The 22,668-nt window shown below is 67.1% G+C and carries 20 protein-coding genes; 4 read left to right on the top strand and 16 right to left on the bottom strand.

Annotation, left to right across the window (positions count from 1 at the left end):
- Positions 1-157 precede the first annotated feature (157 nt).
- From C9E82_RS19935 to folD, 6 genes are all read right to left on the bottom strand, one after another.
- Positions 158-1,204, bottom strand: coding sequence for a heme-dependent oxidative N-demethylase family protein (locus C9E82_RS19935; protein WP_119897088.1), 1,047 nt, complete (start codon positions 1,202-1,204; stop codon positions 158-160).
- A gap of 10 nt (positions 1,205-1,214) precedes the next feature.
- On the bottom strand, positions 1,215-2,162 hold the full coding sequence (locus tag C9E82_RS19940; RefSeq protein WP_119897089.1) for a PDR/VanB family oxidoreductase: 948 nt from the start codon (positions 2,160-2,162) through the stop codon (positions 1,215-1,217).
- The gene (locus C9E82_RS19945; RefSeq protein WP_119897090.1) at positions 2,159-2,767 is read right to left on the bottom strand and encodes a dimethylamine monooxygenase subunit DmmA family protein; all 609 of its coding nucleotides are present in this window, start codon (positions 2,765-2,767) and stop codon (positions 2,159-2,161) included. Before C9E82_RS19945 ends, C9E82_RS19940 begins: the two co-directional genes overlap by 4 nt.
- Positions 2,768-2,834: 67 nt before the next feature.
- Positions 2,835-3,968, bottom strand: a complete 1,134-nt coding sequence (locus C9E82_RS19950; RefSeq protein WP_119897091.1) for an aminomethyltransferase family protein — start codon at positions 3,966-3,968, stop codon at positions 2,835-2,837.
- Between the two features lie 664 nt (positions 3,969-4,632).
- Entirely contained in the window at positions 4,633-5,517 is an 885-nt protein-coding gene (gene purU, locus C9E82_RS19955; protein WP_119897092.1) for a formyltetrahydrofolate deformylase, read from the bottom strand.
- A gap of 84 nt (positions 5,518-5,601) precedes the next feature.
- On the bottom strand, positions 5,602-6,510 hold the full coding sequence (gene folD / locus C9E82_RS19960; RefSeq protein WP_119897093.1) for a bifunctional methylenetetrahydrofolate dehydrogenase/methenyltetrahydrofolate cyclohydrolase FolD: 909 nt from the start codon (positions 6,508-6,510) through the stop codon (positions 5,602-5,604).
- Between the two features lie 200 nt (positions 6,511-6,710).
- Between folD and C9E82_RS19965 the strand changes: the two genes are divergently transcribed.
- Positions 6,711-7,694, top strand: a complete 984-nt coding sequence (locus C9E82_RS19965; RefSeq protein ID WP_119897094.1) for a GlxA family transcriptional regulator — start codon at positions 6,711-6,713, stop codon at positions 7,692-7,694.
- A gap of 40 nt (positions 7,695-7,734) precedes the next feature.
- On the opposite strand, the gene glnT is transcribed toward C9E82_RS19965, so the two are convergent.
- The 5 genes from glnT to C9E82_RS19990 form a co-directional block, all read right to left on the bottom strand.
- Positions 7,735-9,138 (bottom strand): type III glutamate--ammonia ligase, encoded by a 1,404-nt coding sequence (gene glnT / locus C9E82_RS19970; protein ID WP_276312074.1) that lies wholly within the window; start codon positions 9,136-9,138, stop codon positions 7,735-7,737.
- A gap of 72 nt (positions 9,139-9,210) precedes the next feature.
- Entirely contained in the window at positions 9,211-10,536 is a 1,326-nt protein-coding gene (locus tag C9E82_RS19975) for an FMN-binding glutamate synthase family protein (RefSeq protein WP_119897095.1), read from the bottom strand.
- A gap of 10 nt (positions 10,537-10,546) precedes the next feature.
- A complete protein-coding gene (locus C9E82_RS19980; RefSeq protein WP_119897119.1) occupies positions 10,547-11,203 on the bottom strand; it encodes a GltB/FmdC/FwdC-like GXGXG domain-containing protein in 657 nt (218 codons plus the stop codon).
- 70 nt (positions 11,204-11,273) lie between these two features.
- Positions 11,274-12,161 (bottom strand): class II glutamine amidotransferase, encoded by an 888-nt coding sequence (locus C9E82_RS19985; protein WP_119897096.1) that lies wholly within the window; start codon positions 12,159-12,161, stop codon positions 11,274-11,276.
- 151 nt (positions 12,162-12,312) lie between these two features.
- Complete coding sequence (locus C9E82_RS19990) at positions 12,313-12,960, bottom strand: helix-turn-helix domain-containing protein (RefSeq protein WP_119897097.1); 648 nt, start codon at positions 12,958-12,960, stop codon at positions 12,313-12,315.
- Between the two features lie 243 nt (positions 12,961-13,203).
- On the opposite strand from C9E82_RS19990, the gene C9E82_RS19995 reads away from it, so the two are divergent.
- Positions 13,204-13,608 carry a group II truncated hemoglobin gene (locus C9E82_RS19995; protein ID WP_119897098.1) on the top strand — a complete coding sequence of 135 codons (405 nt, stop codon included), beginning with the start codon at positions 13,204-13,206 and terminating at the stop codon, positions 13,606-13,608.
- Between the two features lie 43 nt (positions 13,609-13,651).
- Entirely contained in the window at positions 13,652-14,008 is a 357-nt protein-coding gene (locus tag C9E82_RS20000) for a cupin domain-containing protein (RefSeq protein WP_119897099.1), read from the top strand.
- Between the two features lie 100 nt (positions 14,009-14,108).
- Here the strand turns inward: C9E82_RS20000 and C9E82_RS20005 are convergent, their stop codons facing one another.
- The 3 genes from C9E82_RS20005 to C9E82_RS20015 form a co-directional block, all read right to left on the bottom strand.
- Complete coding sequence (locus tag C9E82_RS20005; protein WP_119897100.1) at positions 14,109-15,476, bottom strand: ammonium transporter; 1,368 nt, start codon at positions 15,474-15,476, stop codon at positions 14,109-14,111.
- Between the two features lie 686 nt (positions 15,477-16,162).
- Entirely contained in the window at positions 16,163-18,535 is a 2,373-nt protein-coding gene (locus tag C9E82_RS20010) for a DUF1989 domain-containing protein (RefSeq protein WP_119897101.1), read from the bottom strand.
- 60 nt (positions 18,536-18,595) lie between these two features.
- Positions 18,596-19,939, bottom strand: coding sequence for an NAD(P)-binding domain-containing protein (locus tag C9E82_RS20015; protein ID WP_119897102.1), 1,344 nt, complete (start codon positions 19,937-19,939; stop codon positions 18,596-18,598).
- 170 nt (positions 19,940-20,109) lie between these two features.
- On the opposite strand from C9E82_RS20015, the gene C9E82_RS20020 reads away from it, so the two are divergent.
- The gene (locus tag C9E82_RS20020) at positions 20,110-21,429 is read left to right on the top strand and encodes an ABC transporter substrate-binding protein (RefSeq protein WP_119897120.1); all 1,320 of its coding nucleotides are present in this window, start codon (positions 20,110-20,112) and stop codon (positions 21,427-21,429) included.
- On the opposite strand, the gene C9E82_RS20025 is transcribed toward C9E82_RS20020, so the two are convergent.
- The gene (locus C9E82_RS20025) at positions 21,377-22,039 is read right to left on the bottom strand and encodes a FadR/GntR family transcriptional regulator (RefSeq protein WP_244936047.1); all 663 of its coding nucleotides are present in this window, start codon (positions 22,037-22,039) and stop codon (positions 21,377-21,379) included. The two genes, C9E82_RS20020 and C9E82_RS20025, sit on opposite strands and share 53 nt — an antisense overlap.
- On the bottom strand, positions 21,963-22,667 hold the full coding sequence (locus C9E82_RS25130) for a cytochrome c (RefSeq protein WP_244936046.1): 705 nt from the start codon (positions 22,665-22,667) through the stop codon (positions 21,963-21,965). The genes C9E82_RS20025 and C9E82_RS25130 overlap by 77 nt, the downstream gene beginning before the upstream one ends.
- Position 22,668: the final 1 nt, after the last annotated feature.

A 22,668-nucleotide genomic window follows, 5' to 3' on the forward strand; every position in this document is an offset into this window, starting at 1 on the left:
GTTCCGGCCGCTCCCGCCGGCGGGAACGCGGCTTGTGCTTCTCGAATACCCGCCATTCGGGGAACGGCGGCATGACGATGCCCTTCCGGCGGCCACATGGCCGGCCGGCTCGGCCCCGCAGCGGGGGCGGCTGTTGCCCGGTCGGGTTGTCCCGGCCCTAGTCGTCGGCGAAGATTCCGGGCGAGGTCGGTTTTCCGTCGTCGAACTGCGCGAGATAGTCGATGATGATCTGGCGGTTGACGGCGAAGCCCTTGTAGTCGGCCAGCTCGTCGGGCAGGTCGCGGATCACCCGGTGCAGCCGGCGCGCCCATTTCGGCACCGTCACCAGGTCCTCAAGCGCGATCAGGTAGCAGCGGATCGGAAAGGCCAGCGCGTTCGAGCGCGGCAGCCGCCAGAAGCTTTGCAGCTCCACCCGCAGATATTGCTTGGCGCCGACATTTTCCGGGGTGATGGTGCGCTTCTCGGGGCCCCAGAGGTGATAGTTCTCGGGGCTGGTGTCCAGCCGCGGATTGACCGTCATCGTCCAGTTCAGCCGCCGCGACGGCGCGCCCTGCTGCACCGCCAGCAGGAATTTCAGCGCCCGCTGGAAGATGCCCATCTCGGCCGCCTTCGGCACCGGCGCATGCCATTCGAAGAAGTTCATGCCGATGTCGAAATCCAGCGACCAGTCCGCCTGGCTGGTCACCATGCCGGCATCCATCCACAGGTTGCCCTCGCGCTGGTCCAGCACTGCGAAATCGCCCTGCGCCTGGCGGGTGATGTATTCCAGCGGCCCGCAGGGCAGCGTCGTCGGGTCGAGGAAGGTGAAGCGCTGTTCGATCCCCAGCGGCCGATTGATCCAGTGCCAGCGGTCGCCGTCGCGATGCAGCTGGAACAGTTCCGGGTAATCCTCGGCCTTGCACTGCATGATCAGCTCCAGCAGGTCCCAGCCCGCCAGCTCCATATGCGGCAGCGACTGGCAGCGCAGCGGGTCCCCGGCCAGGGTGATCGCCCGGTCGCGCATCTCGGCCACGTAATGCTCGTCCACGTCGAAGCGCTTCTCGAAGACGCTGCCGGCGCGGCCCCCCGTCCCATGCGGCTCCATGTTGACGGAATACATGTAGTCGTCCTTGTCGAACGGAAACGGAAACCGCCGGATGGCTTCGGCAGAGTTGCGGAAGCTGTAATCGTCACGGAAGGTCTCGTCGTTGAACCGGATGGTCATGGCCGGACTCCTATCGGTCGATGATCAGCGTCTCGCCGCGGAAGCGCGAGACGCAGGGCATGATGCGGCTCTGCGAGGAGCGGTCGTCCTCGGACAGCCAGTGGTCGTGATGCTCGATGCGGCCGTGGCAGGACAGCACCTGCGTCTCGCAGCGCCCGCAGGCGCCGCCGCGGCAGGACCAGTCGATCTCGACCCCGGCCGCCTCCAGCGCCTCGAGCAGGCTCTGATGCGCGCCGACCTCGATGGTCCGCCCCGAGCGCGCCAGCACCACCGCGAAGGGCCGGCCGGGCGGCGGCGCCTGGAAGACCTCGGAATGCAGCACGGTTTTCGGCCAGCCCAGCCGGGCGCCCGCTTCCGCCACCGCGGTGATCAGCCCCTCGGGGCCGCAGGTATAGACATGCGTGCCAAGCGGCTGGCCGGACAGGATCCCCCCCAGATCCAGGTGGTCTCCCTCGTCCGAGATATGGACATGGATCTGCGGCACGTCCGGCAGCAGCTTCAGCCCGGCCGCCTCGGCGCGCGAGCGGGCGGCGTAATGCAGCTCGAAGGGCAGCTGCATGCGCAGAAGCTGGCGGACCTGGGCGACGAAGGGGGTGATGCCGATGCCGCCGGCGATCAGCACATGCTTCCTGGCCCGCAGGTCCAGCGCGAACAGGTTCAGCGGCAGCGAGATGCGCAGCTGGTCGCCGGGCTGCACCCGGCCATGCATGAAGCGCGAGCCGCCGCGCCCGCCATCCTCGCGCCGCACCGCGATCTCGTAGCCCGAGCCGTCCTGCGGGTCCGAGATCAGCGAATAGGCGTTGCGGCGCAGCACCTCGCCGTCCGGCATCTCGACCACGACATGCGCGCCGCCGGAAAACAGCGGCAGGGCCGCGCCCTGCGGATGCTCGAAGCGAAAGCGTTTGACCAGCGGCGTCAGCGATTCGGCCGCCGCCACGCGCAGCATCAGGGACGTCATGGCTTGATCTCCTGCGGCTCGGGCACCTGGCCCGGCGTCTCGGCATCGACGCAAACCCCCTGGAAGGCGCCGATGCGGCGCGAGTAATGGTCGCGCACGAACAGGTTCAGCCCGCAATGCGCGCAGGTGAACGGGTCGGTGGTGACGTTCTCGGTGATGCCCTTGCAATGCACGCATTGCATCCGCCGGGCGATGCCGCCGCGATGCTCGGCATCGATCGCCTCCAGCGGCATTCCGGCGGCCAGCGCATCGGCCATGGCCTGGCCGATCAGCCCCTCGTCGCCGGCAAGGTAAAGCCGGGTGCCCATATGCGCATCGGCCAGCGCCCGCACGAAGCGCGGCCGCAGCGCGGCGTAATCCGGCCCCTCGACATAACCGGCCGGCCCCAGCGCCCGCAGCCGCGCCGCAAGACCCGGACCGGCGCCGGCGGGGATCCAGAACAGATGCGCCCGGCGCATGACCGAGGGGTCGGCCCCGGCCAGCTCGGCCAGCGCCTCGCCGCCCGCCCCCTCGGCCAGCATCAGCGCCGGCAGCGCCCCGTGCGGGCGCAGCCCGGCATAGACCGGGCGGCTGGGGATGGAAGATGAAAATTCGGTGGCTCGCATTCGCTGCGTTCTCCCTGTCGCGGAGGGGACGGGGCGGTCTTGGCGCCGCCCTCGCTTCCCGGTCGGTTCAGCCCTTGGCGGTGCGACGCTTCTTCTCGGGATCGTGGAAGGGCATCGGCTGGGCGGTGGCGGCGATGTCGCCGCCGGGATTGCGGATGGTCAGCGGCGTGCCGGGCACCGCGCAATCCACCGGCATCCGGGCGATGCCGATATTGTGCCGGTTCAGCGGGCTGTAGAAGCCGATGGTCACCACGCCGACCTGCTTGCCGTCCCTGATGATCGGCGCGCCCTCGACCGCCGCCTCGGTGCCCTCCAGCTTGACGCCGTAGATCTTGAAGCGTTCCTTGCCCTGCAGCCGGTAATGTTCCTCGGCGCCGCGGAAGCCGGTCTTGCCGGGCGAGACGGTGAAATCCAGCCCCAGCTCCCACAGCGTGTCGCCGCAGGGCTGGTCCTCGAACGGGTATTTCTCGGAATTGTCATAGGGGAAGAACAGCAGGTAGCTTTCGGCGCGCAGCAGGTCCAGCGTGGTGAAGCGGGTCGGGATGATGCCCATCGCCGCGCCCTCGGCCACGATCGTGTCCCAGATCTCGGGCGCGTCCTGGCGGCGGCAGAAGATCTCGTAGCCGCGCTCGCCCGTATAGCCGGTGCGCGAGATCGTCACCGGCTTGCCGAACAGCGTGGTGTGGATATGGCTGAAATAGACCACGTCCCGGATCCCCGGCACATGCTTTTCCAGATAGTCCACCGCCAGCGGCCCCTGCAGCGAGATGTCGTGCAGGTCGTCGTCGAACAGCACGCTGACATTGCGCCCCTGGGCCGCCATGGTCAGCTGCTCGTGCCCCTGGCCGGCGCCATGCACCACCATGAAGCTGTGCGGGCCCATGCGGTAGATCACGCAGTCGTCGACGAACTTGCCGCCGTCGTTCAGCATGCAGGCATAGGTCGAACGTCCGGGCTTGATCTTCTCGACCGCGCGGGTGGTGGCGCGGTCGATGACATGGCCGGCATGGGGGCCGATCACATGCACCTTCTTCAGCCCCGAGACGTCCATCACCCCGGCCTTGGTGCGGATCGCCGTGTATTCCTCGAGCTGGTCCTTGTCATAGGTCCAGGCCGTCCCCATTCCGCTCCAGTCCTCGAGCGCCGAGCCCAAGGCCCGGTGCCGGTCCGCCAGAGCCGAAAAACGCCAGGTCGCTGTCATGAAAATTCCTCCTCGTTGGCATCCGTTCCACGATCCGCTCCGGGCGGACAATGGCGTCTGTGGCAGCGAAGGGCGGCAAGCGGCTCGACCAGGCAGCCGGCGGCAAGCATCCTGCGGCAGACGAGGCGCCTGTTCGGCGGCCTGCCCGGCAATGCCCGGATGAACAAGATGGCAGCTTGTCCATCCGCGGGGGCCAGGCTCCGGACGGAGGGATGACCCATGAACCACCTGTTGTTGATCGGACCCGTTTTGCATCCGCTCGCTTGTTGATTCCATTCAACACGCATGTCGCCTAAAAAGCAATTATTTTTCTTAACAGGAATGTTTTGAGTATCTTTCTGCCCATCCCCGCTGCAAACCGCGATGTTTTAGGCAAAAACCGCCGACAGCGCGTCGCGCCCCGAGGGTGCCGAAGCTGCCTTGGCCAACGCAAGCCCGTGGCCTGCGCCGGCATGAAGGCCCCGGAAGACGGCGGCGGCGAATCGATCCGGCCGGCCTTCCCTGGCGGCATGACCCCGGCACCGCCCCGCCCGCGACAGGTAAGGTCTTCATTCCGAAGCGAAATCCATGCCGGCGCAGCGACTTCCAGGTCACCGCGCCGGCATGGCTGGCTGGGTCCCAGGCCCCTTGGGGCCATGGGCGATGACGGGCCTGGGCGACGCGGTCAGCCCATCCTCTCGCTGGAATAGCTTCCCGGCGATGCGGGGAAGACCACCGTCTTGTTGCCGTTCAGGAACACGCGGCGGTGGATATGGGCATGGATCGCGCGGGCCAGCACCTGGCTTTCCACGTCGCGACCGAGGCTGACGTAATCCTCGGGCGATTGCGCATGGGTCACGCGGATGATGTCCTGCTCGATGATCGGGCCCTCGTCCAGGTCGGCGGTGACGTAATGCGAGGTCGCGCCGATCAGCTTCACGCCGCGCTCGAAGGCCTGCTTGTAGGGGTTCGCGCCCTTGAAGGACGGCAGGAAGCTGTGGTGGATATTGATGATCCGCCCCGACATCTTCTTGCACAGCGCATCCGACAGCACCTGCATGTAGCGCGCCAGCACCACCAGCTCGGCGCCCGAATCCTCGACCACGGCCATCAGCTGCGCCTCGGCCTGGGGCTTGTTCTCCTTCGTCACCTTGATGCAGTGGAAGGGGATGTCGTGGTTCACCACCACCTTCTGGTAGTCCATGTGGTTCGAGATCACCGCCACGATCTCGATCGGCAGCGCCCCGATCCGCCAGCGATAGAGAAGATCGTTCAGGCAATGGCCGAAGCGGCTGACCATGATGACGACCTTCATCTTCTCGGCCTCGTCATGGATGGCATAGTCCATGCCGAAGGGCTTGGCCGGTTCGGCGAGGCCGGCGCGCAACGCCTCCAGCCCCACGCCCTCTTCCGAGACGAAGCTGACGCGCATGAAGAACTTGCCGGTCTGCGGATCGTCGAACTGGCTGGAATCGGTGATGTTGCAGCCGTTCTCGGCCAGGAAGCCCGAGATGGCGGCCACGATGCCGCGGGTGGATTCGCAGGCAACGGTCAGGCAGAACTTGTTCATCGGTTTCTCCACTTGTCTTGAAAGGGCAGGGCCCGTCGTTCTTCGGTTTCATCGGGTCCGGGCAAGCGCCGGCCCCGGCATGTCTCAGGCGGCCAGGCCGTCCGGCTCGGGCCAGCCATTGGCCCGGCAGCAGGCGGTCAGCGTGTTGGCCAAGAGGCAGGCGATGGTCATCGGCCCGACGCCGCCCGGCACCGGGGTGATGGCGCCGGCGACCGCGGCGGCGCCCTCGAAATCCACGTCGCCGACCAGGCGGGTCTTGCCATCTTCCTCGATGCGGTTGATGCCCACGTCGATCACCGTGGCGCCCGGCCTGATCCAGTCGCCGCGGATCATCCGCGGCCGTCCCACCGCCGCGACCAGGATATCGGCGCCGCGGCACAGGCCCGCCAGGTCCTTCGTGCGCGAGTGCGCGATGGTCACCGTGCAGCTGTCCCCCAGCAGCAGCTGCGCCATCGGCTTGCCGACGATATTGCTGCGCCCGACCACCACCGCGTTCAGCCCGGCCAGATCGCCCAGCCGGTCGCGCAACAGCATCAGGCAGCCCAGAGGCGTGCAGGGCACCATCGCCTTCTGCCCGGTCGCCAGCAGCCCGGCATTCGAGATGTGGAACCCATCCACGTCCTTCGCGGGATCGATGGCGTTGATCACCGCATCGGCATCCATATGCGCGGGCAGCGGCAGCTGCACCAGGATGCCGTGGACGTCCGGGTCGGCATTCAGCCGTTCGATCAATGCCAGCAGATCCGCCTCGGAGGTCTCGGCCGGCAGCTTGTGCTCGAAACTGGCCATGCCGGCCTCGCGGGTCTGGACGCCCTTGTTGCGGACATAGACCTGGCTGGCCGGATCCTCGCCCACCAGCACCACCGCAAGGCCCGGCGTGATGCCGTGCTCGGCCGTCAGCCGCGCGACCCCGGCCGCAACCTTGGCGCGCAGGGCGCTGGCGAAAGCCTTGCCGTCGATGATGTCGGCGCCATTCCGTGCCGCGATGTTCATGTCGCTTCTCCCCTCAGGCGCCCGGCGATTTCCCCGAGCGCCTGCCTGATGACCCGCAAACCCCGGAAATGCATGGCGACAATCGCCTTCGTCGATTCGAATCTGGCACAGATGGGCGCCGCGGATGCGCCCGAATGGGACATCAGCTTGCCTGTTCGGGACATGGATGGCAGGCTGGCGGCGAACGCCCGAGGTCCGCCATGCGCCCCGATTCCCGCCCCCGCCGCTATGGTTTCCTGCTGCTGCCGGATTACGCGCTGATGTCCGCCGCCTCGGCGGTCGAGCCGCTGCGCGCGGCGAACCTGCTCAGCGGCCGGCCGCTCTACGAGCTGCAATTCATCTCGACCGGGGGCGGCTTCATGCCCAGTTCGGTCGCGGGTGGCTTCGAGACCATCCCGCTGGCGGACGGCGACGAGAGCCTGGACATCCTCTTCGTGGTGGCGGGGGGCGATCCGCTGGCGCAGCGCGATCCGCGGGTGCTGGCCTTCATCCGCCGGCTGGCGCGGCGCGGGGTGGCGCTTGGCGGCATCTCGGGCGGGGCGGCGATTCTGGCGGCGGCCGGGGTGATGGCGGCGCGGCGCTTCACCATCCACTGGCAGCATCTGGACGCCATGCGCGAGACCTGGCCGGACGCGCTGATCGAGCGGCGGCTGTTCGTCATCGACCGCGACCGCTTCACCTGCGCCGGGGGCATGGCGCCGCTGGACATGATGCATGCGCTGATCGCCTCGGCGCATGGGGCGGGGCTGGCGCGGGCGGTCAGCGACTGGTTCATCCATACCGGCATCCGCGAGGCCGAGGCGCCCCAGCAGCTGGACCCGGCGCGCAAATACGGCCTGCACCACCCGGCGCTGGTCGCCATGGTCGAGCTGATGGCCAGCCATATCGCCGATCCGCTGGGGCTGGAGGACCTGGGCCAGCTCTGCGGCATCACCCCGCGCCATCTGGAGCGGCTGGCCCAGGCGCAGCTGGGCGAAAGCGTGATGCAGTTCTATCGCCGGCTGCGGCTGGACAAGGCCAGGGAGCTTCTGACGCAATCCGGCCTGCCGCTGGCCGAGATCGCGCTGGCGACCGGCTTTGCCAGCCGCAGCCATTTCAGCCGCAGCTTTCGCGCGCAGTTCGGAACCAGCCCCTCGGCGCGCCGGCCCCCGCGGGCGGAGGCAGCAGAAAACCCCGGTGGCTGACGCCATCGGGGTTTCGCGCTGCCCGGCAAGCGGCCGCCGCTCAGATATCCAGGGTATTGTCCCGCTCCCATTGCGACAGATGCGCGCAATAGTTGTTCCATTCCCTGGTCTTGAGCTTCACATAGGCGGTCGCGAATTCCTCGCCCAGGGCGGTCTTCAGCCCCTCGTCCTCGTCGAAGGCGCGGATCGCGTCCAGCAGGTTCAGCGGCAGCTTCGGCGCATCGGTGATCGTGTGGCCCTCGGCATACATGTCGATATCCGAGCGCGGGCCGGGATCGGCCTTCGAGCGCAGCCCCGACAGCCCGGCCGCCATGATCGCCGCCTGCACCAGATAGGGGTTGGCGGCGCCGTCGGGCAGGCGGAACTCGAACCGGCCGGGGCCGGGCACGCGCACCATGTGGGTGCGGTTGTTGCCGGTCCAGGTGACGCTGTTCGGCGCCCAGGTCGCGCCCGAGGTGGTGCGCGGCGCATTGATCCGCTTGTAGCTGTTCACCGTCGGGCAGCTGAGCAGCGCCAGCGCCGAGGCATGTTTCATGATGCCGCCGACGAAGTGATAGCCCTGCCGGGACAGGCCCAGCTCGTCATGGTCGTCGGCGAAGGCGTTGGTGCCGTCGGCATTCCAGACCGAGATATGCAGGTGGCAGCCGTTCCCGGTCAGCCCCATGATCGGCTTGGGCATGAAGGTGGCGCGCAGCCCGTGCTTTTCGGCGATGGCCTTGGTCATGAACTTGAAGAACGAATGCTTGTCGGCGGTCGCCAGCGCATTGTCGTATTTCCAGTTCATCTCCCACTGGCCGTTGGCGTCCTCGTGGTCGCTCTGATAGGGCTCCCAGCCAAGCTCCAGCATGTAGTCCGAGATCTCGGCGATCACGTCCAGGCGGCGGAACATCGCCTGCTGGTCGTAGCAGGGCTTCGTCGCCGTGTCCGCCGGGTCGCCGATGGCAAGCCCGTCGGGCGTCATCAGGAAGAATTCCGGCTCGACCCCGGTCTTGACGGTCAGGCCCATGTCCGCCGCCTCGCGGCACAGCCGGGTCAGCACGTTGCGCGGCGCCTGCTCCAGCTCGATGCCGCCGCTCATCACGCAGTTCGAGGCGACCCAGGCCACCTCCTTCTTCCACGGCAGCTGGATCACGGACGAGGCATCGGGGATGCCCAGCATGTCGGGATGGGCGGGCGTCAGGTCCAGCCAGGTCGCGAAGCCCGCGAAACCCGCGCCGCCGGCCTGCATCTCGGCGATGCCCTCGGCCGGGACCAGCTTGGCGCGCTGGCTGCCGAACAGGTCGGTGAAGGAAACCATGAAATGCTTGATGCCCCGGTCGCGGGCATAGGCGGCCAGGTCCAGCGGCTCGGTGGTCTGCCGATGCGGCGTGGAGATGCCCTGGCGGGGCTTGTCCCGGTTCTGGACCATGCCGGCCTCGCGGGCGAAGGTGGCAATGTCGGTCATGCGATAGTCTCCCTGTTGAAGGATGTCCGGCCCAGGGCGGGATACTTTGTCCCGCCCCGTGGCTGTCTGGTTTCAGTAGCCGCCCTGCCCCGGAATCCAGCTGGTGCCGGCCAGCGGGACGCCGGCCATGGCGGCGGCCTCGACGGTCAGGGCGCAGAGATCCTCGGGCTCGAGGTTGTGGACGTGGCTCTTGCCGCAGGCGCGGGCAATCGTCTGGCATTCCAGCGTCATCACCGCCAGATAGTTTCGCAGGCGGCGGCCCGCGTCAACCGGGTTCAGCCGGGTCATCAGCTCGGGATCCTGGGTGGTGATGCCGGCCGGGTCGCGGCCCTCGTGCCAGTCGTCATAGGCGCCGGCGGTGGTGCCCAGCTTCTGGTATTCGTCCTCCCAGCGCGGATCGTTGTCGCCCAGGGCGACCAGCGCGGCGGTGCCGATGGCGACGGCATCGGCCCCCAGCGCCAGCGCCTTGGCCACGTCGGCGCCGGTGCGGATGCCGCCCGAGACGACCAGCTGCACCTTGCGATGCATGCCCAGGTCCTGCAGCGCCTTCACGGCCGGGCGGATGCAGGCCAGCGTCGGCTGGCCGACATGCTCGATGAACACGTCCTGCGTGGCGGCGGTGCCGCCCTGCATCCCGTCCAGCACCACCACGTCGGCGCCCGCCTTCACCGCCAGCGCGGTGTCGTAATAGGGCCGCGCACCGCCGATCTTGATATAGATCGGCTTTTCCCAGCCGGTGATCTCGCGCAGCTCCAGGATCTTGATCTCCAGGTCGTCCGGGCCGGTCCAGTCGGGATGGCGGCAGGCGGAACGCTGGTCGATGCCCATCGGCAGGTTGCGCATCTTCGCGACCCGCTCGGTGATCTTCTGGCCCAGCAGCATGCCGCCGCCGCCCGGCTTGGCGCCCTGGCCGACCACGATCTCGATCGCGTCGGCGCGGCGCAGGTCGTCGGGGTTCATGCCGTATCGGCTGGGCAGATACTGATAGACCAGCTTTTCGGAATGGCCGCGTTCCTCGTTGGTCATGCCGCCGTCGCCGGTGGTGGTCGAGGTGCCCGCCATGGTCGCGCCGCGCCCCAGCGCCTCTTTCGCATGGGCCGAAAGCGCGCCGAAGGACATGCCGGCGATGGTGATCGGGATCTTCAGCTCGATCGGCTTCTTCGCGAAGCGCGTGCCCAGCACCACCGAGGTGTCGCATTTCTCGCGATAGCCCTCCAGCGGATAGCGGCTGATCGAGGCGCCCAGAAACAGCAGGTCGTCGAAATGCGGCACGCGGCGCTTGGCCCCGCCGCCGCGGATGTCATAGATGCCCGTGGCGGCGGCGCGGCGGATTTCCGAATTGATCTCGTTCGAGAAGGTCCAGCTCTGGCGCGGCAGGGTGTGAGGGGTCTGGTCCATCCTGTAATCCTCAGTAATCGCCGGCGTGATCGACGTTGAAGTTGTAAAGCTTGCGGGCCGAGCCGTAGCGGCGGAATTCCTCGGGCCTGGCATCGGCGCCCGCGCGGGCCAGCAGATCCCGCAGGATTTCTATATGCTCGGGGCGCATCTCCTTCTCGATGCAGTCGGCCCCCAGCGACTTGACCTTGCCGCGCACGAACAGCCGCGCTTCATACAGGCTGTCGCCAAGCGCGTCGCCGGCATCGCCCAGCACCACCAGATTGCCCGATTGCGCCATGAAGGCCGACATGTGGCCGATATTGCCGTGCACCACTATGTCGATGCCCTTCATCGAGATGCCGCAGCGCGAGCTGGCATTGCCCTTGATGACCAGCAGCCCGCCATGGCCGGTGGCGCCGGCATATTGGCTGGCATCGCCCTCGACCACGACGCTGCCCGAGATCATGTTCTCGGCGACGCCCGGGCCGACCGAGCCGGTCACATGCACCCGCGCCTCCTTGTTCATGCCGGCGCAGTAATAGCCGGTGGAGCCCTTGATCGTGACCTCCAGCGGCGCCTGCAAGCCGACGGCCAGCGCATGGGCGCCGCGCGTGTTCTCGATCACCCATTCGCCGCCGGTCTGGGCCTGGAGCGTGCTGTTCAACTCGCGCAGTTCGGTCCAGGCCATGTCGATGGTCCGGGGCTGCAAGCCGATGTCGAGGTCTTCGCGGACTTGCGTGTTGGCCATGGTGGTCATCTCAGCGCTCCCAGAAATACACGGTGGCGGGTTCCGGCTCCCAGATGCGGGCATCCTCGATGCCCGGCAGGTTCGCGAAGGCCCGGTATTCCGAACCGAAGGCGACATAGCTGTCGGTCTCGGCCATCACCGCGGGCTTGCAGGCGATGGGATCGCGCACCACCCCGAAGCCGTTCCTGGTGCCGACCACGAAGGTGAAGAAGCCGTCCAGATCGTCCAGCGTGCCCTCCAGCGCCTCGCCCAGATTGGCGCCCTCGGCCAGCCGGGACGAGATGTAGCAGGCGGCGACCTCGGTATCGTTCTGGGTCTGCGGCACGAAGCCCTTGCGGGCCAGTTCGCGCCGCACCCGGTTGTGGTTCGAGAGCGAGCCGTTATGGACCAGGCACTGGTCGCCGTCGGTCGAGAAAGGATGCGCGCCCAGCGTCGTGACGGCGCTTTCCGTGGCCATGCGGGTATGGCCGATGCCGTGGCTGCCGGCCATCTGCCGGATGCCGAAGCGCGCGGCCACGTCCTTGGGCAGCCCGACCTCCTTGAAGATCTCCATCGATTGCCCGACGCCCATGATGCGGATGCCCTTCTCGGCCAGATAGGCCCGGACTTCGGCCTCGGAGCCTTCGGGCAGGGTCAGCACGGCATGGGTGTCCACCACCCGCATCTGCACCGGCGCGCCCAGCAGCGCGTTCAGATTGTCCTCAAGGCCCGTGAAAGCCTCGTCGGGCGTCTCGGACTGGATCGTCATCTTGAGCCCCTGCGAGGCGTCCCCGTAGATCGCGATCCCCGCGCTGTCAGGCCCGCGATCCGTCATGGAAATCAGCATCTCGGTCAGCAGATCCCCCAGCCGGGGCCGCAGATCATCCTTCTTCAGGAACAGGCCAACGATGCCACACATAGCAACCTCCGTTCAGCTTGGCGTTGAAGCCGTCACGGATCAGCTAAGAGCAAAATTGATTGCCTATCAAGATATTTTTTTTATCTGCCAGAAAATCTGTTCGCGGGACCAACGGGCCGCAGAAAGAAGAAACAGCATCATTTACAACGGCTTACCTCGCCTGAGGATAGCAGATCACGGACAGGTATCGGGCGGGCAGTTCATGCAGAAGTTCCGGCCCATGGGGCGCGTCGGCGTCGAACAGCAGGCTGTCGCCCGGTTCCAGGTCGTAGATCTGCTCGCCATGGCGATAGCCGATTCTGCCCTCGAACATGAACAACAGCTCGATCCCTTCATGCTGGAAGGTGGGAAAGCGGTCGCTTTCGGTGCTGAGCACGATCATGTAGGGCTCGACCACCACGCCGCTGTTGTTCGAGCCGATATGCCCCAGCAGGTGATACTGATGCCCGGCGCGGGTGCCGGCGCGCTCGACCTCGACGGCGGTGCCGGCCTTGACATGCATGGCCCCGCGCGGCTCCTCATAGCCCGAGAAGAGCTGGACCAGCGGCACATGCAGGGCATTGGCCAGAGTCTGCAAGGTGGTCAGCGACGGCGAGATGACGCCGTTCTCGATCTTCGACAGCATGCCGACCGACAGGCCCGCCTCGCTGGCCAGTTTCGAGCCGGTCATCCGCTGCCGCTTGCGCAACTCCCGCACCTGGCGGCCAATGGCAACCTCGAGATTCTTCTCGCGGCTGTCGCGAATCGCATGGGGATTCTGCGTCAGCGAGCCATCTATCTTTGCCGTCTGGCTTGCCATCTGGGATCTTCCTTCATCTTCTCTGCCAAAGCCGGTTGCAGAATTTTCATGCTAAAGCCTACACGATAGCCCGCAGCCGGCAGAAGCTCCATGCGGTTTCGCGCCACGCATGGCCTGCCTGTTCCGCCGGGGCTGCGGCTGGTGGCCCGCGATGCAGGACGGCCTGCATCCCCGGCAGATATTTTTCTTGAGAGAATAATTTGTTTCCCGTTACTATAGGGAAGTTTTCCGGGGAGGCACGCCATGTATTATGCCGCGCAGCGAAAGCAGTCGATCCACGAGCAACTGGGCGGGGACGAAGGCATCCGCGCCCTGGTCAAGGAATTCTACGACATCGTGGAACAGGACGAAGACGCCAGGGAGCTGCATCTTCTGCACCTGCAGGGCGCGGGCGTCGCCCATTCGCGCGAGGAGCAGTTCAACTATCTCTGCGGCTTCTTCGGGGGGCCGCAATATTACGTCATGAAGCACCGCCATGCGCGGCTGAAAGAGATCCATGCCCATGTGCCCATCGGCCCGCAGATGCGCGACCTGTGGCTGCGCTGCATGGCCAGGGCCATCGACCGGCGGGGAATCGACGCCGATCTGGCGGCCGTGCTGATGCGCCATTTCACCACCGCCGCCGAAAGCAGCCGCAACATGGACTGACGCGCCTGCGCGTCCGCGGCATTTTACCAGCAGAGGAGACCCCATGACGATCAGGAAATTCGGCACCTACGATGCCCCCTCGGTCCAGCCGATCACCGAGGACCTGGACTGGTGGCACCCGGTCGAGGGCGCGCCCAGAATGAAGACCTGGATCGAGCACCAGTCCGAGGACGGCAAGTACCTGACCGGCTATTGGGAGGCCACGCCGGGCAGCTATCGCGTGCGCTACGACGTGGACGAGTTCATCCACCTGTTCGAGGGAAAGGTCACGCTGACCGATGACGGGCAGGCGCCGCGCAGCTTCTCGGCCGGCGACACCTTCGTGATCGAGGCCGGGTTCGACGGCATCTGGAAGACCGAGGAAACGGTGCGCAAGGCCTTTGCCATCCGCGTGCGGTAAGGACGGCGGCGGCTTCCGCCCTGCCCGCCATCCGGCGAAACCTTGATCGGCCCCGGCGCAAGGCCGGGGCCGGATCTTTGTCCAAGGGGCGAAACCCGGCTCAGAGCGGCCGGTCCGGCAGCGAGGTCCCGTTCGGCTTCATGTCCCAATAGACCAGGTCCAGGCCGGTTGCCTGATCGTCCTCGTCCACCCGCAGGCCCACCGTCTGCTTCAGGACGAAGGTCAGGATCGCGGCGGTCAGCACCCCCGCGCCCACGCAGGCCAGGATGCCCAGGATCTGCATGGTCACGCCGATCTGGCCGTGCTGGAACGCATAGGGGCCCTCCTCGATGCCGAAATAGCCGCCATGCGGAGTGCCCGCCTTGATCAGCCCGACCGCGATCAGCCCATAGACGCCGGCGCCCAGAAACAACGGGAACAGCTTGTGCTCGTCGATGCCGCGCTTCTGGGTGAACTCGTAGACGGCCCAGGCCACCACCGGCGCGAACAGCGCCACCAGGAAGGTCTGCCAGGGGGCATAGACGTCGAAGGCCGGCGCGCCCGCGACATAGCCGGCCAGCGGGCCCAGCAGCAGATAGGCGTAGGAACGCTTGCGGTACCCGATGATCGCGCCGGTCACCGCGCCCCCGGCCCAGGCAAGGCCGTAATTGTTGAAGACGATGCCCACGCTGGTATCGGCCATGGTGACGCTGACCGCCAGCGCCTCGGGCTCGAAGAAGAACAGGCAGGACAGGATGACCATGGGCAGGCCCGCAAAGATCGTCAGCAGCCCGGTCGCGGCCAGTCCGATGCTGGGGGCGTCGTAGGAGTTGACCTTGGGATGCGGCTCGAACATGCCCGGACGCCGGCCCAGCATCGGCACCAGCACCAGCGCCATGCCGGCCGGGAACAGATAGACGAAGCCGACGCCGAAGAAGTCGTGGAAGCCGGCATTGGTCAGCGGCCCGACCGAGCCCCAGACCGCGAAGCTGAGCGCCGAGGACACCACCGCCGCCACCACCGAGGTGATGTAATAGGCCAGGGGCTTCATCCGCTCGGACACGGCGAAATGCAGCAGCACGTTGATGATGCCGGCAAAGCAGGCCAGGAAGAACACGAAGATCTGGAACGTGTTCAGGCCGGGAAAGACCGCCGGATCGACATTCTGGGCCATGCCGTTGGCCATGGCGCCGCCCAGCCACCAGTCCTTCAGCGAATCCGCCAGGCTTGCGCCCTCCATGACGTAATATTGCCCGGCCCAGAAGCCGAAACCGATCACGAAATAGGCGGCGAAGCCCAGGAAGAACCCGATGGTCTTCTCGATCGTCGAATTGAACAGGCTGCCGCTGCGGGTCGTGCCCGCGTCGATCATCAGCAGTCCCACCACCACGAGGATCGCCCCCACGGTGCCCGAGCCATAGATCAGGTTCTGCACCAGCGAGTTGAGCGTCACCTGATCCGAATAGAGGATGGTCGTCGTTGGTTCCATTGTCGTTCTCCCTGTTTTTGTTGGTGTTCCGGGACGTGCCGTGCCCGGAAGGCGCCTGGCGGCGCCGGTCGCGCGTCATGACAGGCGGAAATTTCCTGTCGGTCGGAGGGCTGAAATCGCTGATCTGAAAGGCACTTCCCCAGGGCTTGCGATGGCTCCGGTTCCCGGACCGGGATCGCGCTTCCGAAACGGCCGGGGGAAACTCGTCAAGGGATTGCGTCGGACAGGTCCGTGCCACGGCCGGCCTTCACCCGCGACAGCCGGGGACAAGGCGGGTTCTGCAAGCCGGGCCGCCCCGTCCGGGCGGCTGCCGGCGATGCCCGCGCATCCGGGACAGGCGGCGGCATCCGCGTCCGGTCTGCGGCCGCAGACAGCAAAAAGGCGCGCAATCGCGCGCCCGATGTCCGATCGCCCGGCTGCGGGCGAATGCGGCAGGCATTCTTCCGATGCGCGCCCCCCGTCCCGCAGGCAAGGGGCAGGGCCAGCAGATCGCGCAGGATCGGCGCAGGGGCGATGCCGGCGGGATCTTCCCTCCGCCATGGCACGATCGTGGTCGCAAGATCCTTTTCCACCTGTCAGATCCCTGTCGGTTGTGGAATGGGCGGTGAGCTTTCCGTCTTTGCTGCCGTCTGCCCGAGAGACGATCCCCGGCGCCCTGCCTGCGGGCCTGTCCTGCGGCCCGCGCCTCAGGCGCGGGGGCGTTCCTTCTTCGGGTCGTAATGCGGGAAGGCCGCGACCTTTGCCGCGATGCGCTTGATATGCCCGTCCAGCCGCCCGACCTCGACCGCGGTGCCGGGTTCGGCATGGGCGATGTCGAGGCGGGCCAGCGCGATCATCTGCCCGGTGCGCGGCGAGCGCATGGCCGAGCAGACCTCGCCCACCTGCGCGCGGCCGATGCGGATGCAATCGCCATGGCCGACGGGGTCCTGCCCGTCGATCTCCAGCCCGACGAACTTGCGGCTGGGATGGTCCTTGCGCCGGACCAGCGCCTCGCGGCCGACGAAATCGGCGCTCTTGGACTTCAGCGGCACGGTGAAACCCACGCCCGCCTCGAACGGGTCGGTCTGGTCGCTGAAATCGTAGCCGGCAAAGACCAGCCCGGCCTCGATGCGCACCAGGTCCAGCCCGGCCAGGCCCATCGGCTTGATCCCCAGCGGCTGGCCGGCGTTCCAGACCGCCTCGAAGACCACGTCGCCATGCCTGGGATGGCAGAAGATCTCATAGCCCAGCTCGCCCGTATAGCCGGTGCGCGACACCACGACGGGCACGCCCCGCTCGCCGCCGATGCGGCCGACGGTGAAGCGGAACCAGCCCAGATCGGCCACGGCGGGCTGATGCGGCGGCGTCCAGACGATCCCGGCCACCAATTCGCGCGATTTCGGCCCCTGCACCGCCAGGTTGTGCATCTGGTCGGTCGAGGAGCGGATCATCACGTTCAGGCCCAGCTTCTCGGCCTGCTCGCGCATCCAGACCCCGCCCTCGTCGCTGCCGCCGATCCAGCGGAAGTTCTGCTCGCCCAGGCGGAACAGCGTGCCGTCGTCGATCATGCCGCCATGCGGATGGCACATGGCGGAATAGACCACCTGCCCATGGCCCAGCTTGGCCACGTCGCGGGTCAGCACCCAGTTCATCAGCGCCTCGGCATCGGGGCCGGTCACCTCGAACTTGCGAAGCGCCGACAGGTCCATGACCACCACGCCCTCGCGGCAGGCCCAATAGCTTTCGACCGGGTCGCATTCGGGGAAGGAATTGGGCAGCCAGAAGCCCCGATACTCGACGAAATCGCGGGTCAGGACGGCGAAATTCTGGTGGAAGGCGGTCTCACGGGTCATGATCGGCTCCGCGTCGGGGGTGGCGCGCCAGGCGGTGGCGCGGCTGAAGCTTTCGCGCGCGCCATAGCTGCGGATATGGATGTCGGTCAGGTGCCAGCCATTGGCGGCGGTGGTGTCGTCGGGACAGGCCGAGGAGACGCAGACCAGATCGGTCAGCGCCCGCAGCAGCACATAGTCGCCGGGCCGCGACCAGGGCTCGTCGGCATACATCACGCCATGCGCGTCGATGCCGGTGTTGAAGAAGAAATTCGCCGCCATCCAGCCGGCGCGGGCCTCGACCCCATAGGGCGCCAGCGCGGCGTTGAAATTGTCCGTGCAGTTGGCATGGCCCGGATAGCCGATATCGTCGTAATATTTCGCCGAACAGGCCAGCGCGAAGGCATCGTGGCGCCCGCAGGTGTCCTGCACGACCTCGACCAGCGGCGTCAGGTCGTGGTCGAAATATTTCGCGTGCAGGCCCGGCATCGGATAGGCGTGGCCCTGGAAGGTCCGCGTCGTGGTCACGTCCAGCGGATGCACGATGCCGCGGTCCAGCTTGCGCGCATCGAAGCACTGGAAGTCGGTGCATTGCCGGCCGTCCACGTCGATGATCTGGATGAAATCCCCGGCCTTGACGGTATAGGCCTGGGCGGTGGCGGATTTCACCCGCAGGTCCAGGACCGGATCGGCCAGCGGCGTGGGCAGGGCGAAATGCCCCTGGCGGCGCGGATTGGCGCGGGTGATGCGCAGGGTCAGCGGGGTCGAGGTGTCCTGCGCCTCGAAATCCATGACCCCGCCCGGCGCGGCGGCGATCAGCCAGCCGGGGGCGGCGGCGGTCAGCGCCACGGTCTCGCCCGGCCGCGATTGCGCCCCGAACAGGCCGATGGCGCGGGCATCGTTCAGCGAGACGCCCAGTTCGGCCAGCCGGCGGCGCAGCGCTTTCAGCCCCGGCCTGTCCGAGGACAGCAGCGCGCGCAACCCGTCGGCGGGCGCATCGGCCCTGGCGCCCAGGATCGCGGCGTCCAGCCGGCCGTCGGCATGGGCGGCAAGCAGCTCGCAGCGCTGGCCGCCCTCGTCATTGATGATCTCGACCCGGTCGCCGGCGGCGATCTGGACCGCGACGGCGCCCGCACCGGGAACGGAATAGCGTTCGACGCCGGGCGGCAGGGTAAAGCCGGCGGCGCGGCGCGCATGGGTTCCGCGCGGCGGGCCGGGCCGGAAAAGGCGTTCTGGCGGCAGCTGAAGCATCTGGACCTCCCAGGGGAAAAAACGGCGCCGGATGCCCGGCCCCAGTCGGGGGAACCCGGATCAGTTCATCAGATAGGCTTCCATCGAATCGTCCAGCGCATCCTTCCAGGGGGTGTGATGCCTGGGCGCCATGGTGCCGGTGATGACCGAGCGATAGGAATGGTTGCGGAAGGCCATGATGTCCTCGGCCTTGTGCTTCTTCCATTCGTAGAAGGCCGCGCAGGCGCCATCCACGTCGAAGCTGGGATAGTCGGTTTCCCCGATCAGTTCCTTGACGTAATCGGCCTGGTAGCGGATCGCGTATTTCACGTCGTCCGAGGCCTCTTCGCGTTCCTCGCGCTCGCGCACGTCGGCCATCAGCACCTGCTTGTCCTGCGGCACCTCGATCCGGCCCAGGACGATGTCGCGCACATACCAGGCCTGGGCGTCGAACATGTTGAAGGTGAACCACTGGTCCTGCATGCCCAGATAGAACAGGCGCGGATTGTGGACCCAGACCACCCCCTTGTAGAGATCCGCCGCCGCCAGCCGGTTCGCGGTCTTCAGCCGCAGGTCGTCGGGCAGGAAGGGGAAATAATGCTTGTAGCCGGTGCACAGGATGATGGCGTCCACCTCCTGGCGCGAGCCGTCCTTGAAGACGGCCTCCTTGCCCTCGACCCGGACCAGCGCCGGCTTTTCCTGCCAGTTGTCGGGCCATTTGAAGCCCATGGGCGCGCTGCGATAGCAGGAAGTGACGGTCTTCGCCCCGTATTTCCAGCATTGCGAGCCGATATCCTCGGCCGAATAGGACGATCCCATGACCAGCACGTCCTTGCCGGCGAATTCGCGCGCGTCGCGGAAGTCATGGGCATGGACGATGCGGCCGTTGAAGGTCGAGAAGCCCTCGTATTCCGGCACGTTCGGGGTCGAGAAATGGCCCGAGGCCACGATCACATGGTCGAATTCCTCGGCATACATGTGATCCTCGACCAGGTCATGGGCGGTGACGGTGAAGGTCTCGGCGGCCTCGTCATATTCGACATGCCGCACCACGGTCGAGAAGCGGATCCAGTCGCGGACCCCGGCCTTCACCACCCGCCCCTCGATATAGTCGAACATCACCGCGCGCGGCGGATAGGAGGCGATCTGCTTGCCGAAATGCTCCTCGAAGGAATAATCGGCGAATTCCAGCCCCTCCTTGGGGCCGTTGGTCCACAGATAGCGATACATCGAGCAATGCACCGGCTCGCCGTATTCGTCCAGCCCGGTGCGCCAGGTATAGTTCCACAACCCGCCCCAGTTCGTCTGCTTCTCGAAACAGACGATCTCGGGAATCTCGGCGCCCTTCTGGGCCGCTGACTGGAAGGCTCTCAGCTGCGCAAGCCCCGAAGGTCCCGCGCCGATGATGGCAACGCGCTTCTTCATGCTATTGGCTCCCTGTTTGCCGGTATGGACCAATTTTGGCAACTGGTTCCATCGGCCTGAACCAAGTAAGGGCCGATTGCGCCCACAGGTCAACATTTTTTCTTCACCGGAATACGGAATCCGTGGTTTTCTGGCGCCGAAAGCGGCAGATTTCCGCTATGAAGGGGATCATGCGCACGCCATCTCTTGCCCAGCAGCTTGTCGTCACCGGCTCGATTCCCCGGCTGAATGCCGAGAATCGGTCGGCGCTGCGGGTCGGATTCCTGGCGCCGCTGTCGGGACCCGAGGAACGCTGGGGCGCGCCCGGCCTCAGCGGATGCCGGATCTGGGCCGACTGGATCAACGACCATGGCGGCCTGATGGTGGCCGGCAAGCGCCACCGGCTGGAAATCGTCGCCCATGACAGCGCCGCCGATCCCGCCGCCACCCTCGAGGCCGCGCGCGACATGGTCGAGCGAAAGCGCGTGCGCCTGGTCCTGACGCTTGGCGGCGACAGTTTCGCGCCGGCCCTGCCCTATCTGATGGCGCGTCGCGTGCTGGTGGCGACGCTGCTGCCCTCGGACCTGTCGCCCGACACGCCGTCCCTGATCGCCCCGGCCGAGCTGCATCCGCTGTTCAACGTCACCGGCGTCGCATGGCTGACCCGCACCCGCCCTCGGATGCGGCGGGTGGCGCTGTGCAGCCAGTCCGACCGGCTGGGCCTGCCCTCGCTGGCCGTCTATCGCGCCGCCTTCGAGGCGGCGGGCCGGCCGATCGTCCGGGAAATCCGCTACGATCCGGGCGAGACCGACGCGCGCTCGATCGTGCGGGCGATGCTGGAGCAGGCGCCGGACCTGCTGTGCTGGTGCACCTCGCCCGCGCCGATGACCACCGCCCTGACCGAAGCCGCGCATGACCTGGGCTGGCGCGGCCCGATCCTGGCCTGCACCGGCGACGACTATCCCCGGCTGATCGCCCGCACCTCGGCCGAATTCATGTCGCGCTATGTTTTCCAGTTCCCCGATTTCGACGACCCGCTGCTGGCCGACAAGGCCTTCTTCTTTCGCCGCCCCAAGGCGTTCTTCGACGCCTACAACGCCCGCTTTCCCGGCGAATGGAGCGCGGTGAGCTGGGAATACGCCTCGATCCTCGACCTGTGGCAGAATGCCGTCGAAAGCGCCGACACGATGGCGCCGATCACGGTCCTGGCGGCGATGAAGCGCCACCAGCAGATGCCGCATGTCTTCGGCACCGCGCGCTGGTGGGGCAGCGAGCTGTTCGGCATCGACAACGCGCTGGTCGGCGACTGGCCCGTCGTCGGCATCCGCGACGGCAGGGCCCGGATCATCGAGTTCGGCTCGGTCCTGGACTGGCTGGGCCGCCACGCCCCGCTGCTGCGCCACCACCTGGAGCAGCTTGGGCAGATGTGGTATCAGCGCCTCGACGCCGCGGCGGCGCTCAGTCCTCCTGCAGCAGCAGCTTCTGGTCCTCGACCAGGGCAAGCTTCATGAATTCGGTCGCCTCCTCGATGTCGCGGGCGGCGATGGCATTGAACAGGGCGTTGTAGCTGCGCTGGTAGATGGCGATGCGGCTGGGCGTCAGGTGCCGGCGATACATGGCGGCGCGAAAGGCCTGCCGGCGGGCGTCGATCACCAGGTTGTAGCAGGCGATCAGCAGGGGATTGTCGGTGCCGCTGGCGATCTGGCGGTGAAACTCCTCCTCCAGCCGGACGAAGGCATTCGCGTCGGTCTGCACGGCCTCCATCTGCGACAGGGTTTCCCCCAGCGCCTCGATCCGGCGCGGCGACATGTTGATGATCGCCAGCCGGACCATCTCGGGTTCCAGGATGCTGCGCACGACCTGCAGATGCAGCGGCCCGGTTTCCGCCGCCACCGGGCTGAGCGCCTCGCTGCTGGCGCCGGCATGGTAGGTGACGAAGGACCCCGACCCCGCGCGGCGCCGGATCATGCCCCGCGCCTCCAGCTGGTCCAGCGCCTCGCGCACCGTGTTCCGCGCCACGCCCAGATCCTGCGCCAGCTGCCGCTCAGAGGGCAGCCGCTCGTCGGTGCCATATTCCTGCGAGACGATGCGCATGGCCAGGGTGTCGATGACATATTGCACCGTCGAGCCGAAGACGGGCTCGGCGGCAGCGCCGGTCGGGCGGCGGGCAGGGATGGTCACGTCTTGCATTTCCTCGTTGGGCCAGGGCCGGGCCGGCGCAGGATAGCCTGTCCGGCAGGCAAGGTCGATCATCGGCATCGGCAGCGTCGCATGAGCGGCGATGGCGAGGGGCAAGCCGCGATCTTCCCCTGCCGCCCTCTGGCGCGGCCACCCGCACGGCGCGCGGGCCGAAGGCGGCGCGGTCCTCGGCCTCGATCCGGCCAAGCGTGGCGACAAGCGCCTCCATCACTGCATCGGTCATCTCGTAGCGGGTCATTGCCGCCGAAAGCGGCGTGCCGCCGGGGCGCAGGCCAGTGCGCAGCGCAAGCGCGAAACCCTCGGCATCATAGGCCGGACGGCGGTCGGTCGCACGGCTCAAGGCCTGCCTGGTTACCGGCGGGATCTCCGTCGCACCCTCCGCAGTGCCGCGCCCGTCCGCGCCGTGGCAGCTGACGCAGGGAAACAGCCGCCCCTCGGTCCAGACCGTGCCCCCGGCGATCAGTGCCGCCGTTCCCTCGCCGGTGAAATAGACCTCGGCCGTCGCCGCATGTCCCGCGACGATTGCGGCAAGAAGCAGCGCGGCCGTCATC

Origin of the sequence: Paracoccus sigandri, assembly GCF_003709565.1 — a bacterium.
Lineage (GTDB): Bacteria > Pseudomonadota > Alphaproteobacteria > Rhodobacterales > Rhodobacteraceae > Paracoccus > Paracoccus siganidrum.

Coding starts and splice junctions, on each gene's coding strand:
- C9E82_RS19940 (WP_119897089.1), bottom strand. CDS start 2,162: ATGACGTCCCTGATGCTGCGCGTGGCGGCGGCCGAATCGCTGACGCCG.
- purU (WP_119897092.1), bottom strand. CDS start 5,517: ATGAACAAGTTCTGCCTGACCGTTGCCTGCGAATCCACCCGCGGCATC.
- C9E82_RS19935 (WP_119897088.1), bottom strand. CDS start 1,204: ATGACCATCCGGTTCAACGACGAGACCTTCCGTGACGATTACAGCTTC.
- C9E82_RS19945 (WP_119897090.1), bottom strand. CDS start 2,767: ATGCGAGCCACCGAATTTTCATCTTCCATCCCCAGCCGCCCGGTCTAT.
- C9E82_RS20000 (WP_119897099.1), top strand. CDS start 13,652: ATGACGATCAGGAAATTCGGCACCTACGATGCCCCCTCGGTCCAGCCG.
- C9E82_RS19980 (WP_119897119.1), bottom strand. CDS start 11,203: ATGGCCTGGACCGAACTGCGCGAGTTGAACAGCACGCTCCAGGCCCAG.
- C9E82_RS20020 (WP_119897120.1), top strand. CDS start 20,110: ATGCGCACGCCATCTCTTGCCCAGCAGCTTGTCGTCACCGGCTCGATT.
- C9E82_RS20010 (WP_119897101.1), bottom strand. CDS start 18,535: ATGCTTCAGCTGCCGCCAGAACGCCTTTTCCGGCCCGGCCCGCCGCGC.
- C9E82_RS19985 (WP_119897096.1), bottom strand. CDS start 12,161: ATGTGTGGCATCGTTGGCCTGTTCCTGAAGAAGGATGATCTGCGGCCC.
- C9E82_RS20005 (WP_119897100.1), bottom strand. CDS start 15,476: ATGGAACCAACGACGACCATCCTCTATTCGGATCAGGTGACGCTCAAC.
- C9E82_RS19965 (WP_119897094.1), top strand. CDS start 6,711: ATGCGCCCCGATTCCCGCCCCCGCCGCTATGGTTTCCTGCTGCTGCCG.
- C9E82_RS19950 (WP_119897091.1), bottom strand. CDS start 3,968: ATGACAGCGACCTGGCGTTTTTCGGCTCTGGCGGACCGGCACCGGGCC.
- glnT (WP_276312074.1), bottom strand. CDS start 9,138: ATGACCGACATTGCCACCTTCGCCCGCGAGGCCGGCATGGTCCAGAAC.
- C9E82_RS19975 (WP_119897095.1), bottom strand. CDS start 10,536: ATGGACCAGACCCCTCACACCCTGCCGCGCCAGAGCTGGACCTTCTCG.
- C9E82_RS19995 (WP_119897098.1), top strand. CDS start 13,204: ATGTATTATGCCGCGCAGCGAAAGCAGTCGATCCACGAGCAACTGGGC.
- C9E82_RS20015 (WP_119897102.1), bottom strand. CDS start 19,939: ATGAAGAAGCGCGTTGCCATCATCGGCGCGGGACCTTCGGGGCTTGCG.
- C9E82_RS25130 (WP_244936046.1), bottom strand. CDS start 22,667: ATGACGGCCGCGCTGCTTCTTGCCGCAATCGTCGCGGGACATGCGGCG.
- C9E82_RS19990 (WP_119897097.1), bottom strand. CDS start 12,960: ATGGCAAGCCAGACGGCAAAGATAGATGGCTCGCTGACGCAGAATCCC.
- folD (WP_119897093.1), bottom strand. CDS start 6,510: ATGAACATCGCGGCACGGAATGGCGCCGACATCATCGACGGCAAGGCT.